Source organism: Microbacterium proteolyticum (assembly GCF_014192415.1).
Lineage (GTDB): Bacteria > Actinomycetota > Actinomycetes > Actinomycetales > Microbacteriaceae > Microbacterium > Microbacterium proteolyticum.
Map to the genome: position 1 here is coordinate 93,336 of NZ_JACHXY010000002.1, position 15,669 is coordinate 109,004.

14 protein-coding genes and 1 tRNA gene are annotated in these 15,669 nt (G+C 70.3%); 11 read left to right on the plus strand and 4 right to left on the minus strand.

Annotated features, from left to right (window positions below):
* Positions 1-24: 24 nt before the first annotated feature.
* The gene (locus tag FHS07_RS08725) at positions 25-1,071 is read right to left on the minus strand and encodes an isopenicillin N synthase family dioxygenase (RefSeq protein WP_183419538.1); all 1,047 of its coding nucleotides are present in this window, start codon (positions 1,069-1,071) and stop codon (positions 25-27) included.
* Positions 1,072-1,259: 188 nt separating this feature from the next.
* Positions 1,260-1,345 (minus strand) — tRNA-Leu (locus tag FHS07_RS08730).
* A gap of 202 nt (positions 1,346-1,547) precedes the next feature.
* On the opposite strand from FHS07_RS08730, the gene FHS07_RS08735 reads away from it, so the two are divergent.
* Positions 1,548-2,849 carry a M20/M25/M40 family metallo-hydrolase gene (locus FHS07_RS08735; protein WP_183419539.1) on the plus strand — a complete coding sequence of 434 codons (1,302 nt, stop codon included), beginning with the start codon at positions 1,548-1,550 and terminating at the stop codon, positions 2,847-2,849.
* 8 nt (positions 2,850-2,857) lie between these two features.
* Positions 2,858-3,706: an undecaprenyl-diphosphate phosphatase gene (locus tag FHS07_RS08740; RefSeq protein ID WP_183419540.1), complete on the plus strand. Its 849-nt coding sequence runs from the start codon at positions 2,858-2,860 to the stop codon at positions 3,704-3,706.
* Between the two features lie 360 nt (positions 3,707-4,066).
* On the opposite strand, the gene FHS07_RS08745 is transcribed toward FHS07_RS08740, so the two are convergent.
* Entirely contained in the window at positions 4,067-4,939 is an 873-nt protein-coding gene (locus tag FHS07_RS08745) for a PAC2 family protein (protein ID WP_183419541.1), read from the minus strand.
* Positions 4,940-5,118: 179 nt separating this feature from the next.
* Here FHS07_RS08745 and FHS07_RS08750 point away from each other — a divergent pair, with 179 nt between their 5' ends.
* The 9 genes from FHS07_RS08750 to lnt all read left to right on the plus strand — a co-directional run bounded on the left by FHS07_RS08750 (position 5,119) and on the right by lnt (position 15,200).
* On the plus strand, positions 5,119-5,817 hold the full coding sequence (locus FHS07_RS08750) for an HAD family hydrolase (RefSeq protein WP_183419542.1): 699 nt from the start codon (positions 5,119-5,121) through the stop codon (positions 5,815-5,817).
* Positions 5,814-6,833, plus strand: a complete 1,020-nt coding sequence (locus FHS07_RS08755) for a tRNA (adenine-N1)-methyltransferase (protein WP_183419543.1) — start codon at positions 5,814-5,816, stop codon at positions 6,831-6,833. Before FHS07_RS08750 ends, FHS07_RS08755 begins: the two co-directional genes overlap by 4 nt.
* 9 nt (positions 6,834-6,842) lie before the next feature.
* Complete coding sequence (locus tag FHS07_RS08760; protein ID WP_183419544.1) at positions 6,843-7,790, plus strand: FKBP-type peptidyl-prolyl cis-trans isomerase; 948 nt, start codon at positions 6,843-6,845, stop codon at positions 7,788-7,790.
* A gap of 93 nt (positions 7,791-7,883) precedes the next feature.
* Positions 7,884-8,876 carry a WYL domain-containing protein gene (locus FHS07_RS08765; RefSeq protein WP_183419545.1) on the plus strand — a complete coding sequence of 331 codons (993 nt, stop codon included), beginning with the start codon at positions 7,884-7,886 and terminating at the stop codon, positions 8,874-8,876.
* Positions 8,873-9,850, plus strand: coding sequence for a WYL domain-containing protein (locus FHS07_RS08770; protein ID WP_183419546.1), 978 nt, complete (start codon positions 8,873-8,875; stop codon positions 9,848-9,850). The genes FHS07_RS08765 and FHS07_RS08770 overlap by 4 nt, the downstream gene beginning before the upstream one ends.
* Before the next feature lie 204 nt (positions 9,851-10,054).
* Entirely contained in the window at positions 10,055-10,309 is a 255-nt protein-coding gene (gene tatA, locus FHS07_RS08775; protein ID WP_183419547.1) for a Sec-independent protein translocase subunit TatA, read from the plus strand.
* 63 nt (positions 10,310-10,372) lie between these two features.
* Positions 10,373-11,134, plus strand: coding sequence for a twin-arginine translocase subunit TatC (gene tatC, locus FHS07_RS08780; protein WP_183420144.1), 762 nt, complete (start codon positions 10,373-10,375; stop codon positions 11,132-11,134).
* Complete coding sequence (locus FHS07_RS08785) at positions 11,131-13,614, plus strand: DEAD/DEAH box helicase (protein ID WP_183419548.1); 2,484 nt, start codon at positions 11,131-11,133, stop codon at positions 13,612-13,614. Before tatC ends, FHS07_RS08785 begins: the two co-directional genes overlap by 4 nt.
* Positions 13,611-15,200, plus strand: a complete 1,590-nt coding sequence (gene lnt, locus FHS07_RS08790; RefSeq protein ID WP_183419549.1) for an apolipoprotein N-acyltransferase — start codon at positions 13,611-13,613, stop codon at positions 15,198-15,200. The genes FHS07_RS08785 and lnt overlap by 4 nt, the downstream gene beginning before the upstream one ends.
* Before the next feature lie 15 nt (positions 15,201-15,215).
* On the opposite strand, the gene FHS07_RS08795 is transcribed toward lnt, so the two are convergent.
* The gene (locus tag FHS07_RS08795; RefSeq protein ID WP_183419550.1) at positions 15,216-15,587 is read right to left on the minus strand and encodes an RNA polymerase-binding protein RbpA; all 372 of its coding nucleotides are present in this window, start codon (positions 15,585-15,587) and stop codon (positions 15,216-15,218) included.
* Positions 15,588-15,669: the final 82 nt, after the last annotated feature.

Genomic DNA, 15,669 nt, shown 5'->3' on the forward strand with positions numbered 1-15,669 from the left:
CACCCGATGCGACCGCGGCGTCCCTCAGGCGCGGGTCGCCGCCGCCACCCGCGCCGCCTCGCGCACCGCGCCGACGTTCTTACGACCCGCGCGGGAGCCGGCGAGCTTGGCCGTGATGTGCTCCCGCACGGTCACCGGGTCGTACAGGGCCGGGGCCTCGTCCGAGACGAAGTGCGGCAGCGGCGCGATCACCGCGTCGGCGTCGCCGTCGTGGAAGAACGCCGCCGACCGCCGCCGCTCGATCGTGCCGTCGACCACCGGAGGCTTCACCCGGTGCAGCGTCGACAGCCATTTGTCGTTCGTCAGCCGCGCGGCGACGTCGCCGAGGTTGACCAGCAGCGCCCCCTCCGCCGGCGAGACATCGTTCCACGAGCCGTCCTGCCCGAGCACCTGCAGGCCCGCGACCCGATCGGCCCACAGCACGGTCACGAGTCCGAAGTCGGTGTGCTCGCCCATGCCCGTCAGTTCGGCACCCAACTCGATGGACCCCGGCGGCAAGGCGTAGTTGTTCATCCTCAGCACATCGATCGAGTGCCCCGTGATGCCGTCGAAGAAGCCGTCGGGCACACGCAGCGCGGCCGCGAAAACCCGCGTCAGGGTCTGCGCCACCCGCCGTGCCTCGTCGTAGTACGCGCTCACGGCCGGCTCGAAATCCGCCGCGTCGTCGGGCCACGTGTTCTCGGCGTAGTCCGGCGCCGTCGCGGTCGTTCCCGGATACTCCCGCCATGACGTCCCCACGTTGAACGCCTCGAAGAAGTCGTTCATCCGCGTGACCGGATCGACGCCCAGGCTGTAGCTCAGCGACTCGCTCTTCGGGGGGCTGTACCCGCGGTTCTCCGAGCCCGGTCGTACGTACCGCTTCTTCGCTTCCAGGGGCAGAGCGAAGAACCGGTCGAGAGCGCCGGCCAGATCGTCGATCACGGCGGGGTGGAGGCCGTGACCCACGACCTGCATGAATCCGACGGTGCGGCACGCGTGGTCGACGGCGGCGACCACGGCGGCGCGCGCATCGGGCGATCCGGGTCCCACCCAGGCGGAGATGTCGATCGTGGGCACGCGGAAGGGAGGCATGTCTCGACGCTAAGCGCGAAGTGTCACGTCGGTGTTTCCGCGGCGTCACGGATGGACGGGCACGACCGCCGACGGCCAGGGGAGGTGGCCTCCGGCGGCGTGGGCCCAACCCTGCACGGGTTCCACGGCGTCCCCTCGCGCAGAAATGAGAAAGACCCCCGGGCGAACCCGGGGGTCTTTCTCATCTGTGCGCGAGGGGGGACTTGAACCCCCACGCCCGTTAAAGGGCACTAGCACCTCAAGCTAGCGCGTCTACCTATTCCGCCACCCGCGCATTGGGTGTTTGTCGCTTGCGCAACGAGGAACGACATTACCACGCCGCGGACCACGACTCGAACCGGTGTGCCGCCCCGGGCGCGTCCCGCCGGTCGCACCCGGCCGACGACGGCGCGGGGTCGGGGCCGTGGAGCATCGCCCGTCCTCCCCAGGGCGACGCGCGACAGGGGAGGTCGCCGCGCCCCGGTACGGTAGTGCGCATGTCCGAGCGCGAAACCGTCGTCCCCGAAGTCGCGCGCGTCGCGTCCGACCTCATCCGGTTCGACACCTCGAACTACGGCGGCGGTCGCGCCAACGGCGAACGCGAAGCAGCCGAGTACGTGGGCGCCTACCTCGAAGAACTCGGCCTCGACACCGATTACTACGAGCCCGTCGAGCGCCGCACCAACGTGTGCGCCCGGGTTCCGGGTCGCAACCCCGACAAGCCCGCGCTGATCCTGCACGGGCACCTCGACGTCGTGCCCGCCGTCGCCGAGGACTGGAGCGTCGACCCCTTCGCCGGCGAGATCCGCGACGGCATCCTGTGGGGCCGGGGCGCCGTCGACATGAAGGACATGGATGCCATGATCCTCACCTCCGTCGCCGACCTGCTGCGCGCGGGCGAGCAACCCGAACGCGATGTGGTCGTGACGTTCTTCGCCGACGAGGAGAACGGCGGAGTCGAGGGATCCGCGCGCGTCATCCAGGACCGGCCGGAATGGTTCGCGGGTGCGACGGAGGCGATCAGCGAGGTCGGCGGGTACTCCATCGCGGTCGGCGACCGCCGCGCCTACCTGCTGCAGGTCGGCGAGAAGGCCCTCATCTGGATCAAGTTGATTGCCCGCGGTCGCGCCGGTCACGGCAGTGGTCTGCATCCCGACAACGCCGTCACCCGCCTCGCCGAGGCGGTGACGCGTCTCGGGCGGACCGAGTGGCCCATCCGCCTGACCGACACCACCGCGGCACTCCTCGCCGGTCTCGCCGAGATCACGGGTGACGACGCGGGCGATCCCGACGCGCTCGCCCTGCGCACCGGCGCGGCATCCAGCTTCATCCGTTCCACCCTGCGCACCACGACGAACCCGACGGGCCTGACTGCCGGGTACAAGCACAACGTCATCCCCGACCGAGCCGAGGCGCTCATCGACGTGCGCGTGCTGCCCGGAACCGAGGCCGCAGCCCTCGCCGACATCCGCCGCATCATCGGCGACGGCGTCGACATCGAGATCGTCCACCAGGACATCGGTCTCGAGGTGCCCTTCGCGGGCGACCTCGTCGATGCGATGATCGCCCAGCTCGACCGGCACGACCCTGGCGTCCCCGTCGTGCCGTACCTGATGGGCGGCGGCACCGACAACAAAGCCCTCTCCACCCTCGGAATCTCCGGTTACGGATTCGCGCCGTTGCGACTCCCCGCCGATCTCGACTTCACCGGAATGTTCCACGGTGTCGATGAGCGCGTCCCCGTCGACGCGCTCGAGTTCGGTCGACGTGTTCTCGCCGACCTCCTCCGGACGTACTGAAGGACCGCATGCATATCTTCGAGGTCATCATCCTCGGGCTCGTTCAGGGCCTCACCGAATTCCTCCCCATCTCCTCGAGCGCCCACCTGCGCATCGTGGGCGAGTTCCTCCCCTCGCAGACCGACCCGGGCGCGACGTTCACCGCCATCACGCAGATCGGCACGGAGATCGCCGTCCTGATCTACTTCCGCAAGAAGATCGGGCGCGTCATCTCTCGGTGGTTCCTGTCGCTCAGCGGCAAGGTTCCGCGCAACGACCCCGATGCCCGCATGGGGTGGCTCGTCATCATCGGCACCATCCCCATCGCCCTCCTCGGTGTGCTGCTGCAGAGCCTCATCCGCGACAACTTCCGCAGCCTGTGGATCACGGCGGTCGTGCTCATCGTCTTCGGCATCCTGCTCGGTCTGGCCGACCACTACGGCAAGCGCCGTCGCGAACTCGACGACCTCACGTACCCGCACGGCGTCGCCTACGGTTTCGCGCAGGCGCTCGCCCTCGTGCCCGGCGTCTCGCGCTCCGGCGCGACCACCACGCTCGGACGCGCCCTCGGGTACAAGCGCACCGCCGCCGCCGAGTACTCGTTCCTGCTCGCCGTTCCCGCCGTCTTCGCCAGCGGGCTCTACGAGCTGTACAAGAGCTTCGACGAGGGCACCGGTCCCTACAACCTGGGTGAGACGGCCATCGCGACCGTCATCGCCTTCGTCGTGGGCTACCTCGTGATCGCGTTCCTCATGCAGTACCTCAAGCGCGGCAGCTTCCTGCCGTTCGTGATCTACCGCGTGATCCTCGGCATCGTGATCATCGTGCTCCTCGTGCTCGGGGTGGTCCCGGCCGAGTCGGCGATCATCTCGGGCTGACGACCCGTTCCCCTTCGCGGCCGCTGGCCTCGCAGAGCACCGGATGCCACGGCATCCCCGCTCCGTGAGGTCAGCGGCGTCGTCGTCTCGGGGTGCCGGGTTTTCCTCCGCGTGGCCTTGAGGCCTGTGGCAGCTCCGGCGATAAACGGCATCGGCGCGGAGAAACGCCTTGTCACGCCGTTTCTTCGCGCGGAACGCGTTTCTCGCAATATCTCGCGGGTGAGCGGACCTCGTCGCGCGGAACGCGTTTCTCGCGACATGGCGCGGGAGCGGAGTTTCTTCGCGCGGAACGCGTTCCTCGCGGCACATCGCGGGCAGTCGGACCGCAGCGACGAGGACCGCAGGGACGAGGGCCGAGCGTCAGCGTCGGGGCGGGTCGTCGCGTCCGGGCTTGGTGGGACCGTCGCTGCCGCCGCCGCGGCGGAGGTACCGCTCGAACTCCTGCGCGATGGCGTCGCCCGATGCCTCGGGGGAGTCCCATGTGTCGCGTGTCTGCTCGAGCTGTCGGATGTAGTCGCTCATCTCGTCGTCGTCGGCGGCCGCCGCATCGATCGACGCCTCCCACTGCCGCGATTCGGCTTCGAGGTCGCCGCGCGGCACCGTGATGCCCGTGATCGATTCGAGCCGTTCGAGCAGCGCGAGCGTGGCCTTCGGTGACGGGGTGTGGCCCGCGACGTAGTGCGGCACGCTCGCCCACAGACTCGCCGTCGGGATACCGACCTGTTCCGACGCGTGGCCGATGGCGCTCAGGATGCCGACGGGCCCCTCGTACAGACTCCGCTCGAGCCCGAGCGATTGGCGGACGCCTTCGTTGTCGCTGCCGGCGAAGACCGAGATGGGCCGGGTGTGCGGGACGTCCGACATCATCGACCCCAGGGCGACGAAGCCCGTGACGTCCTCGCGCAGGGCGACGTCGATGAACTCGGCGGCGAAGGCCTGCCAGGCGCGAGCGGGTTCGACCCCGACGAGCAACCAGATCTCGGCGTCGTCGGAGCGTTGCGTGGGGCGCAGGAGCTTCGCCTCGGGCCACGTGAGGGTGCGTCGCCCCTCGGCATCCAGCCCGATCTGCGGACGCGTGTACTGGTAGTCGAAGTACAACTCGGGGTCCACGGAGTGCACGACGTCGTACTCGACGTCGGCGCGCAGCATCGACGCTGCCGCCGACGCGGCCTCTCCGGCGTCGTTCCACCCGTCGAACGCGGCGACGATGATCCGGCGACCCAGTGCGTCCACACAACCTCCTCTGCCCCGTCGGGGCTGGGTTCCAGGATAGGCGCACGCGCGAGACACCGGCCGGACGCCGCCGCCGAGACCGGTCGACCCGCGAGAGCGACCGCGCGGGGGCGCCGCTCGCACCCCCGCGACGACGCAGGCCGCGCGGCGACGACGCCCGCCCTCGATACGATGGAACGATGACTTCTCCGGCCCTTGCGGCGGTCCTGTGGGACATGGACGGCACGCTCGTCGACACCGAGCCGTATTGGATGGCCGCCGAGACCCCGCTGGTCGAACGCTTCGGCGGCACATGGTCGCACGAGCAGGCGCTGGGGATGGTCGGCCTCGCCCTCGAGGACTCCGCCCGCCTGCTCCAGAACGCGGGCGTGCCGTGGGGGACCGACGAGATCATCGCCTACCTCACCGATGAGGTTCTGCGCCAGCTCGCCGTCACCGGTGTGCCCTTCCGCCCCGGTGCCCGCGAACTGCTCGCCGACCTCAAGGCCGCCGGCGTCAAGACGGCGCTCGTGACGATGTCGATGCGGCGCATGGCGCTCTCGGTCGTCGACCTCATCGATTTCCCGGCCTTCGACGTCGTCGTCGCCGGAGACGACGTCGAGCGCCCCAAACCCCACCCCGATCCCTACCTGCAGGCCGCCGCGCTGCTGGGCGCCGACATCCGCGACACCGTCGCGATCGAAGACAGCCCCAACGGTCTGCGCTCGGCCATCGCGAGCGGCGCGGTGTCTCTCGGCGTCCCGCTGATGGTGCCCCTCGACGGTGTCGGCGCGCACGCACTGTGGCCGGACCTCACGGGCCGAACCGCCACCGACTTGCGCGCGCTGCACGCCGCGCAGACCCAGACCCGCCCCGATGAGACGCGAGTGAACCGATGAGCGAGACCCCCCACCTGAGCGGCCCTTTCCGGATCGGCGACAGGGTGCAGCTGACCGGCCCCAAGGGCCGCATGCACACCATCACCCTGCGCGATCAGGGCGAGCTGCACACCCACAACGGGGTGCTCAAGCACGAGCTGCTGGTCGACCAGCCCGACGGCAGCGTCGTGACCAACAGCTCCGGCCACGACTACCTGGCGGTCCGGCCGCTTCTGCGCGACTTCGTCATGTCGATGCCCCGCGGCGCCGCCATCGTCTACCCCAAGGATGCCGCGCAGATCCTCGCGCAGGCCGACATCTTCCCGGGCGCCACGGTCGTGGAGGCCGGCGTCGGCTCCGGTGCCCTGTCGCTGTGGCTGCTACGGGCCATCGGTCCCGCGGGACGCCTGCTGTCGTTCGAGCGCCGCGAAGAGTTCGCCGACGTCGCGCGGGCCAACGTCGAGACCTTCCACGGTGAGACTCCGGCGACCTGGCAGGTGATCGTGGGCGATCTCGTCGAGAGCCTTCCGGATGCCGTGGCTCCGGCATCCGTCGACCGCATCGTGCTCGACATGCTCGCCCCGTGGGAGTGCATCGACGCCGCGGCCGACGCCCTCACCCCCGGCGGCGTGGTGCTCTGCTACATCGCGACCGCGACCCAGCTCAGCCGCGTGGCCGAGTACATCCGTGCGACCGGCCTGTTCACCGAGCCGGATGCCAGCGAGACCATGGTCCGCGGGTGGCACGTCGAGGGCCTCGCCGTCCGCCCCGACCACCGCATGGTCGCGCACACGGGCTTCCTCGTCACCGCCCGGCGGCTCGCCCCCGGAGCGATCCCACCCGAGGTCAAGCGTCGCGCGTCGAAGTCGAGCTACGGTGACGACGACGTGGAGCTGTGGACCCCCGGCGCCGTCGGCGACCGCGAGATCACCGACAAGAACCTGCGCAAGCGCGTGCGCGAAGCGCAGAAGTCCGCCGAGGGCGTGCGCCAGTCCGTCGCGGGAGCCGCGTCGGAGGAGTCCCGCCCGACCACCTAAACTGTTCCGGTGCGCAGACTCCCCGCTCTCGTGGCCGTGACCGCTCTGGCCGGATTCGGCCTGGTCGGGTGCTCGGCATCCGTCGCCTCGTCGTGCCCGACGCCCTCCGACAGCGCGATCGCCGCGGTCGTCGACGCCCCGGGCGAGGTCGGCTCGGTTCCCACCGTCTCGGTGCGGTCCCCGTTCGTCCCGTCGCAGGCGGGCACCGCCACCCTGATCGAGGGCGAAGGGCCGCGCATCACCACCGACTCGCAGCTCGCGCTCGTCGACGTCACGGTGCTCGACGCCGCGTCCGGTGAGCAGCTGGTCGCGACGCCCTACAACACCGACGTCGCGACGGCCACGCCGCTGCCGCGTCTCACACAGGCGGTGCCCTCGCTCGCTCCGCTGATGCGGTGCGTCGCCGAGGGGTCGCGCGTCGCCGTGGCCATCCCCGGCTCCGACCTCGGCGCCCAGGGTGCACAGGCTCTCGGCGTGGCCGAGGGCGACGGCGCGGTGTTCGTCTTCGACGTGCGCAAGGTCTTCCTTCCCGCGGCCGACGGTGCCGACCAGTACAACGCCGATTCGGGCATGCCCTCCGTCGTCCGCGCGCCCGACGGTCAGCCGGGCGTCGTGATCCCGGCGGGCGATGCCCCGACCGAGGCGCGGTGGCAGACCATCAAGAAGGGCGACGGCGAGACGTTGACCGCCGACTCCTCCGTGGTCATCCACGTGCAGGGCGTCGCGTGGGGTGCCGACACGACCTTCGCCTCGACCTGGAAGAACGGTGCACCCGGTCAGGCGACCGTGTCGGTGCTGCCGCCGGTGATGGCCAGCGCCCTCGAGGGGCAGACGGTGGGCTCGCAGGTGCTGATCGTCGTCCCGGCCGACCAGACCGCGCAGGACACGCAGATCCTGCAGGCGCCCGAGGGCACCGCCCTGGTCTACGTCGTCGACGTCCTCGGCATCGCCGGCTGAGCACAGCGCTGAGCCGCCGGCGTCCGCGCTCGGCTCCCGCCTCGTCCAACCGGCGGCGGCTGTGCGGTTCGTCGCGCCGCCTAGGATGGGCGAGTGTCCGCCACCGCCTCCCGTAGTGCTCCCGAGGAGCGCTTGGTGAACCTCGTCGTCGCCCTCATGGCGACCGAGCAGGGCCTGACGAAGGACACGATCCTCTCCTCCGTCGCGGGCTACCGCGAACAGCTCGAGGCGGGGGCGTCGAAGGACGCGCTCGAGAAGATGTTCGAGCGCGACAAAGAGAACCTGAGGGGGCTCGGCGTTCCGATCGAGACGATCGGTAACCGCACCGACCCCGATGATCTCCGCGAGGCGCGGTACCGCGTGCCGACGGCGGAGTACTCCCTCCCCGACGACATCTCGTTCAGTCCGGCCGAGGTGGCCCTGCTCAACATCGCCGGCAGCGTATGGGGGAGCGAATCGCTCTCGGCCGACGCGCGAAGCGGTCTGCGCAAGATCCGGGCCCTCGGCATCCCCGTCGACGAGCCGATCATCGGGTACGCGCCCCGCATCCGCGTGCGGGACGCGTCGTTCCCGGCGCTGCAGCGCGCCATCGAGCAGTGCCGTGTCGCGACCTTCACCTACCTGCGCCCCGGTGAGGCGCGTCCGCGTGAGCGTCGCATCCGTCCCCTGGCCCTGCTGGAGTACGAGGCGCGATGGCACGTGTTCGGGTTCGACCTGAACATGGATGCCGACCGCACCTTCCTGCTGTCGCGAATCGTCGGCGACGTCACCGTGACGCGCGCCGGCTTCCCGGCGGAGCTCCGCGAGGGAGCGGGGGAGCGGGCGCTCGCGGGTCTGCGCCGTGTCGCGGACCGCCAGCGGGCGCTGCTCGAGGTTCATCCCGGTACCGAGGCCGCGCTGCGCCTCGCCCGGCGGGCCGAGGAGGCGCCGCAGGGCATCGTCGTCCCGTACGTCGACCTTCACGTCTTCGCCGACGAGCTCGCCTCGTACGGACCCGAGGTGCGTGTGGTCGCACCCGACGACCTGCGCGCCGAGGTGGTGCGCCGACTCGAGGCGACCCTGCGCCTGCACGGGGGTGCCGCGTGAGTGCCGAACGCCCCGTCGCCGCCCTGGACCGCGCCGCGCTCCTGCTCCAGCTCGTGCCGTACCTGCTCGGCAAGGGCGAGGTCTCCGTCGCCGAGGCGGCGGCGGATTTCGACGTGGCGCCCGACGAGATGCGCGCCATGGTCGAGCGCCTGACCGTCATCGGCCTGCCCGGAGAGCGCGGCTACTGGCAGCTGCCCCACGATCTGTTCGACATCGACTGGGACCTGCTCGACCGCGACGACGTGATCGCCATCACCAACACGGTGGGTCTCGAACGCTCCCCACGGCTCACGGCCCGCGAAGCGGCCGCGCTGCTGGCGGGACTCCAGCTGGCGCGGAGCCTCCCCGGTCTCGGTGACAACGAGCTCGTGACCGGACTTCTCGGCAAGCTCGCCCGCGGTGCCGCCGCCGCCCCGCCCGCCGTGATCGTGGCCCCCGGTCCCGTCGACGGTGTGCGCGACGTCGTCGACCGTGCGCTCCGCGAACGCGTGGCCGTGACCTTCACCTACCGCGCCCCCGGGGCAGGTCCCACCACGCGCACGGTCGACCCGATCAAGGTGCACATCGCCAACGACCAGTGGTACCTGCAGGGGTGGTGCCACCTGCGCCAGGCCGTGCGCACGTTCCACCTCGACCGCGTCAGCGACGCCGCCCTCACCGACATTCCGGCCGTGCACGGCGGCGACGACGTTCCCGACCTGTTCGCACCGTCGGATGACGAGGTCGTGGCGCGGTTGCGCTTTCCGCGGGCGGTGGCACCTCTGCTGGCCGACTACCTCGAGCGGGCCGAGATCGACGAGTCCGACGACGACACGTCGGTGGCGTCCCTGCACCTCGCCGACGAACAGAGCCTGAAGCGTCTGGCCGCGCGCCGTGGCGGCGAGGTCGAACTGCTCGAGCCGGCGGGCGCGCGCCGCGCCGCGGCCGAGTGGGCGGCGGCGGGCCTCGCGCAGTACGCCCCCGCGCATCCCTGAGCGGCTCCGGTTTCGACCGGCTCCCTCCATTCCTCGTCGAACCCCGCACCCGGCCCTCGCCCGGCGGTGGGGCACGTGCGGGGAGCTCCCGTGCAGTCACAGGCCGAATCACGCGTCGACCGCCGCCCCGTCCGCGCCTCCCGGCCCGGAGACAGGTGTGCGGGTTAGACTGAGGGCTACGCCCGACGACGACGAGGAGTCACCATGTTCCAGGGTTTGACCGGATGGCACCTGCTGGTGGTCCTGGCCGTCATCCTGCTTCTGTTCGGCGCCGCCAAGCTCCCCGCGCTCGCGAAGAGCATGGGTCAGTCCGCGCGTGTGTTCAAGAGCGAGATGAAAGAGATGAAGCGCGACGACGAGATCTCCACGTCGTCCGCCGACGCATCGCGCGTCACCGATGCCGGCACGACCCCGCCCGCGGCCCCGGAGCCGCGCAGGTCGAACGACCCCACCGTCTAACCGGTGGCGACGGCAGGACCGCCGCGGATCGACGTGCCCGAGGGGCCGCGGCGAGACAAGCGCATGTCGATCGGGGCGCACCTGGTCGAACTGCGCAAGCGCCTCATGTGGGCCGCTGCGGCTCTCGTGGTCGGCATGGTGGTCGCCTTCCTCATCACTGATCCGATCATCCACTTGATCACCGAGCCGATCCGCGTCATCGCGGAGCGTCGCGGTGACGACTTCTCGGCGCTGAACTTCACCTCGGTGACCTCGGCATTCGATCTGCGTATGCGCATCGCATTCTCGATCGGCATCTTCCTGTCGGCGCCGGTGTGGCTCTGGCAGATCTGGGCGTTCATCATGCCCGGACTCACCCGCAAAGAGATCCGCTACACGGTCGGGTTCGTGGCATCCGCTGTGCCGTTGTTCTTCATCGGATGCTGGGTCGGCCTGCTGATCGTGCCGCACGTGATCGAGCTGATGTGGGGCTTCACGCCCGAGGGTGGCGTCAACTTCTACAACGCCGTCGACTACTACGACTTCGTGTTCAAGCTGCTGATCGTCGTGGGTGTCTCGTTCGTGCTGCCGGTGTTCCTGGTCGCGCTGAACGTGGCGGGGGTGATGAGCGGCAAGGCGATCCTGAAGGGATGGCGCGTCGCCATCCTCATCGCCACGATCTTCTCGGCCCTCGCCACGCCCGCCGCCGACGTGGTGAGCATGCTGATGCTCGCCGGCATCCTGGTCGTGCTGTTCTTCGCCGCCGCGGGACTGTCGATGCTGTTCGACCGCCGCAAAGCGCGTCGGGTCGCGGCGTCGGAGATGGCGTCGGGGCCCACCGCGTGAGCGCGCCCAGCCCGGCCGAGCGCTTCGCTCGAGCCAGCGCCCGTTCGACGCACCCCCACACGGCGGACTTCGCCGAGATGCAGCGCTTCGAACTCGACGAGTTCCAGATCGCCGGATGCCACGCCCTCGAAGACGGGCGGAGCGTGCTGGTGGCCGCCCCCACCGGTGCGGGCAAGACGATCGTCGGCGAGTTCGCCATCCACCTGGCCATGCTCGAGCCCGGCGACAAGGCGTTCTACACCACGCCGATCAAGGCGCTGTCGAATCAGAAGTTCCACGAGCTGCAAGAGGCGTACGGCGACGACGAGGTCGGCCTGCTCACGGGCGACACCAACATCAACGCCTCCGCGCGGATCGTGGTGATGACCACCGAAGTCCTGCGGAACATGCTGTATGCCGACTCGCCGGCGCTGCGGGGACTCCGGTTCGTCGTGATGGACGAGGTGCACTATCTCGCCGACCGCTTCCGCGGCGCGGTGTGGGAAGAAGTGATCATCCACCTCCCGCCCTCGGTGAAGCTCGTGTCGCTGTCGGCGACCGTGTCGAACGCCGAGGAGTTCGGCGACTGGCTCGACACCGTCCGGGGTGACACCGAGGTGATCGTGTCCGAGACGCGACCCGTGCCCCTCGAGCAGCACGTGCTCGTACGCGGCGATCTGCTGCCCCTGTTCGATGACCGCGCCGGCGTCGCGACGGCCCAGGTCAACCAAGAGCTTCTGCGCATCCGCGGCGGTAACGCCGGCGGCTACGAGAACAACCGCCGCGCACAGGAGTTCCGCTCCGCTCGTCACGCCGGCGGTCCCCGCCACGCGCACCAGCGGCGCGGGGGAAACAAGCCCGTCCGCGCCTCGCAGGGCCCGCGCATCGAGCGCATCGACCGGCCCGACGTCGTCGAGCTGCTGCAGCGCAGTCACCTGCTGCCCGCGATCTTCTTCATCTTCAGCCGGGCCGGATGCGACGCCGCCGTACAGCAGCTGCGCCGCGCGAACGTGCGCCTGACCTCGGCGGAGGAGCGCGTCGAGATCCGCCAGATCGTCGACGAGCTGACCTTCAGCCTCAAAGACGAAGATCTCGCGGTGCTGCACTTCTGGGAGTGGCGCGACAACCTCGAGCGGGGCATGGCCGCCCACCACGCCGGTCTCCTTTCGGCCTTCAAAGAGGTCGTCGAGGAGCTCTTCCGCCGCAAGCTCGTCAAGGTCGTCTTCGCCACCGAGACCCTCGCGCTCGGCATCAATATGCCCGCGCGCACCGTCGTGCTCGAGAAGCTCGAGAAGTTCAACGGCGAGGCGCGCGTCGCGATCACCTCGGGGGAGTACACCCAGCTCACCGGCCGCGCCGGCCGTCGCGGCATCGACGTCGAGGGGCACGCGGTGGTGCAGTTCACCGAGGGGCTCGACCCGCAGTCGGTCGCCGCCCTCGCTTCGCGTCGTACGTACCCGCTGAACTCCAGCTTCCGTCCGACCTACAACATGGCCGTCAACCTCATCGACCAGTTCGGGCGTGCCCGTGCCCGTGAGGTCCTCGAGTCGTCTTTCGCGCAGTTCCAGGCGGACCGCTCGGTCGTGGGCCTCGCGCGCCAGGTGAAGGAGGCAGAGGAGTCCCTCGCCGGCTACGAGCAGGCGATGACGTGCGACCGTGGAGACTTCCGCGAGTACTCCACGATCCGCCGCGAGCTCAGCGACCTCGAGAAGATCAACCGGCGGGATGCCACCGCACCCCGCCGCCTGCGCGACGAGCGGCAGCAGCAGATCCAGTTGCTGCGGAAGCGGATGCAACGGCATCCCTGTCAGTCGTGCCCCGACCGTGAGGCGCACGCGCGCTGGGCGGAGCGGTACTGGAAGCTCAAGCGGTCCACCGACAAGACCCGTCAGCAGATAGACCAGCGCACCGGCACGGTCGCGCGCGTGTTCGACCGTGTGGTCGAGGTGCTGGCGGCGCTGGAGTACGTGAGCGTCGAGGAGGACGGGGCGACCGTCCTCACCCCGGCGGGCCGCACGATGCGCCGCATCTACGGCGAGCGCGACCTGCTCGTGGCCGAATCGCTGCGCCAGCGCCTGTGGGAGGGGCTCGACGCGCCCTCGCTCGCGGCTCTCGCGTGCTGCCTGGTGTACGAGCCCCGGCGCGACGAGGCGGGACCCGGGGAGCGGGGGCTGCCGCGCGGTGCCTTCCGCGTGGCCCTGGATGCCACGCAGACCCTGTGGCAGGAGCTCGACGACCTCGAGCGCGACCATCGTCTCCCCGGGTCGGAGTCGCCCGCGTCGGGCCTTTCGCCCGCGATGCACGCCTGGGCGAAGGGGTTGCCGCTGGACAGCGTGCTTACCCTCGCCGATATGGCGGCGGGCGACTTCGTGCGGTGGGCGAAGCAGACGATCGACCTGCTCGATCAGATCTCGCTCGTCGCCGACCCGAAGCTGGCGAAGACCGCGCGCACGGCGTTGGACTCCGTGCGCCGGGGCATCGTGGCGTACACGTCGGCATGAGCGCCGCTCCCGAGACGCCCGTGAACCGGGCCGACCGCGCCGCGCCCCTGCTGCGTCTGGCCTACGCCGCTCCGCTGTCGGTCGTGGCGGGGCTGCTCCTGGTGACGGCCTTTCCCGCGCTGGCGTGGTGGCCGATGGCGGTGCCCGCGGTCGTCTTGACGCTCCTCACCCTCATCGGCCGTCGATTCTGGTCGGCCGTGCTGGTGGGGTTGCTCTTCGGCGCCGCGTTCTTCTCGGTCAACCTGCTCTTCACGGCCCGCTACCTCGGCCCCGTTCCGTGGCTCGCTCTGTCGGTGCTCGAGTCGTTGCTGACGGCGGTGTTCGCCGTGCCGATCGCGCTCGCCTATCGGTGGATGCCGCGGATCGTCCCGGGCACGCTCGGACGCCTCGTGCTACTCCCTGCTCTCGTCGCGGGCCTGTGGACCCTGCGGGAGCAGATCGTCGGCTCCTGGCCGTACGGCGGCTTCCCCTGGGGGCGCATCGGTGTTTCGCAGGTGAACGGCCCGTTCGCCGAGGTCGCGTCCTGGGTGGGCATGTCGGGATTGTCGTTCCTGGTCGTGCTGCTGTGCGCGATGGGGGTGGAACTCGTCCGGGTGGGGGGCCTTCGCCGTCTCGCGCGCGTCGTGCCCGCGGCCGTCGTGCTGGTGGTGCTCGTGGCCCTGCCCGCGTTCCCGACGGCGGCGGCGGGCTCGATGCGCGTGGGCGCCGTGCAGGGCAACGGGCCGGCGGGCTACTTCGACCAGCGCGCGCGCGGCGCCGTCTTGGACGCGCAGCTCGCGGCATCCTCTCCTCTTCTCGGTCAGGACATGGACGTTCTGCTCTGGCCGGAGGGCGGTGTGGACTCCGATCCCACCTCGAACCCCTCCACGGCGGCGGTGCTGCAGCAGCTGTCGCGGCGGGTCGACGCGCCGCTGCTCGTCTCGGCGGTGACCGAGCGCGGGTCGGAGCTGTTCAACTCCTCGCTGCTGTGGACGCCCGAGGGACAGGTCGGAGCGACCTACGACAAGCGCAATCCGGTGCCATTCGGTGAGTACGTGCCCGATCGCGCGTTCTGGGAGCCGTTCGCCCCCGACCTCATCGGACTCATCGGCCGGGAGTACACCCCGGGTACCGCGGCGCCGCTGATCGAGGTGAACGGCATCGGCGTGGGACTGGCGATCTGTTTCGACGTCATCTACGACGATGTCGTCTGGGACGGCGCCGCCGAGGGGGCGCAGGTGTACATGTTCCAGACGAACAACGCCGACTTCCGCGGGACCGACGAGAACCTGCAGCAGCTCGCGTTCGCGCGCATGCGCGCGATCGAAACCGGGCGGTCGGTGGTCAACCTCTCGACGGTCGGCACGAGCCAGGTCATCGCGCCCGACGGGTCGACGCTCGACGAGCTGCCGATCGACACGGCGGGGCACATGCTCACCGATGTGCCTCTTCGCACCGGGCTCACCCCGGCGGTGATCATCGGGCCCGCGGTGAAGATCGTCCTGGGGTGGGGGAGTCTCGCTGGCCTCGTCGCTGCGGGCGTTCTCGTGGTCGTGCGCGCCCGGGATACGAGGAAGACGCCGACCCCCGAGGGGGCCGGCGTCTGAACTCGTCGGTCAGCGTCAGGCGCTGAGCTTCTCGCCACCCGCTCCGCGACGCGCGCGGACGAAGGCGAGGCGCTCCTCGAGCAGCTCTTCCAGCTCGGGGAGGGTGCGACGCTCCAGCAGCATGTCCCAGTGGGTACGTGCGGCCTTGTCGGCGCTGTGGTCGACGGTCGCAATGCTGTCACCGATGCGCAGGAGCGCCTCGGCGCCGCACGTGCGGCATTCCCAGGCCTCGGGGACCTCGGCGTCGGCGGCGAACGTCAGGACGGTGTCTCGTCCACAGGTGCTGCAGTTGTAGGTGTGCTGTGCACGGTCGTGGAACACGACGCCATCTTCGCTTTGGAGGCTCTGGGCGCCGAGTCGGATGCCGCGGAGACTGCGGTCTGCCATTGTGTGGTCCTCTCGTCGGTCACCATGTATAACGCTTGCACCTGTGCGCTTTATTCGAACCCCGGGCGACGGCGAGGCTTTC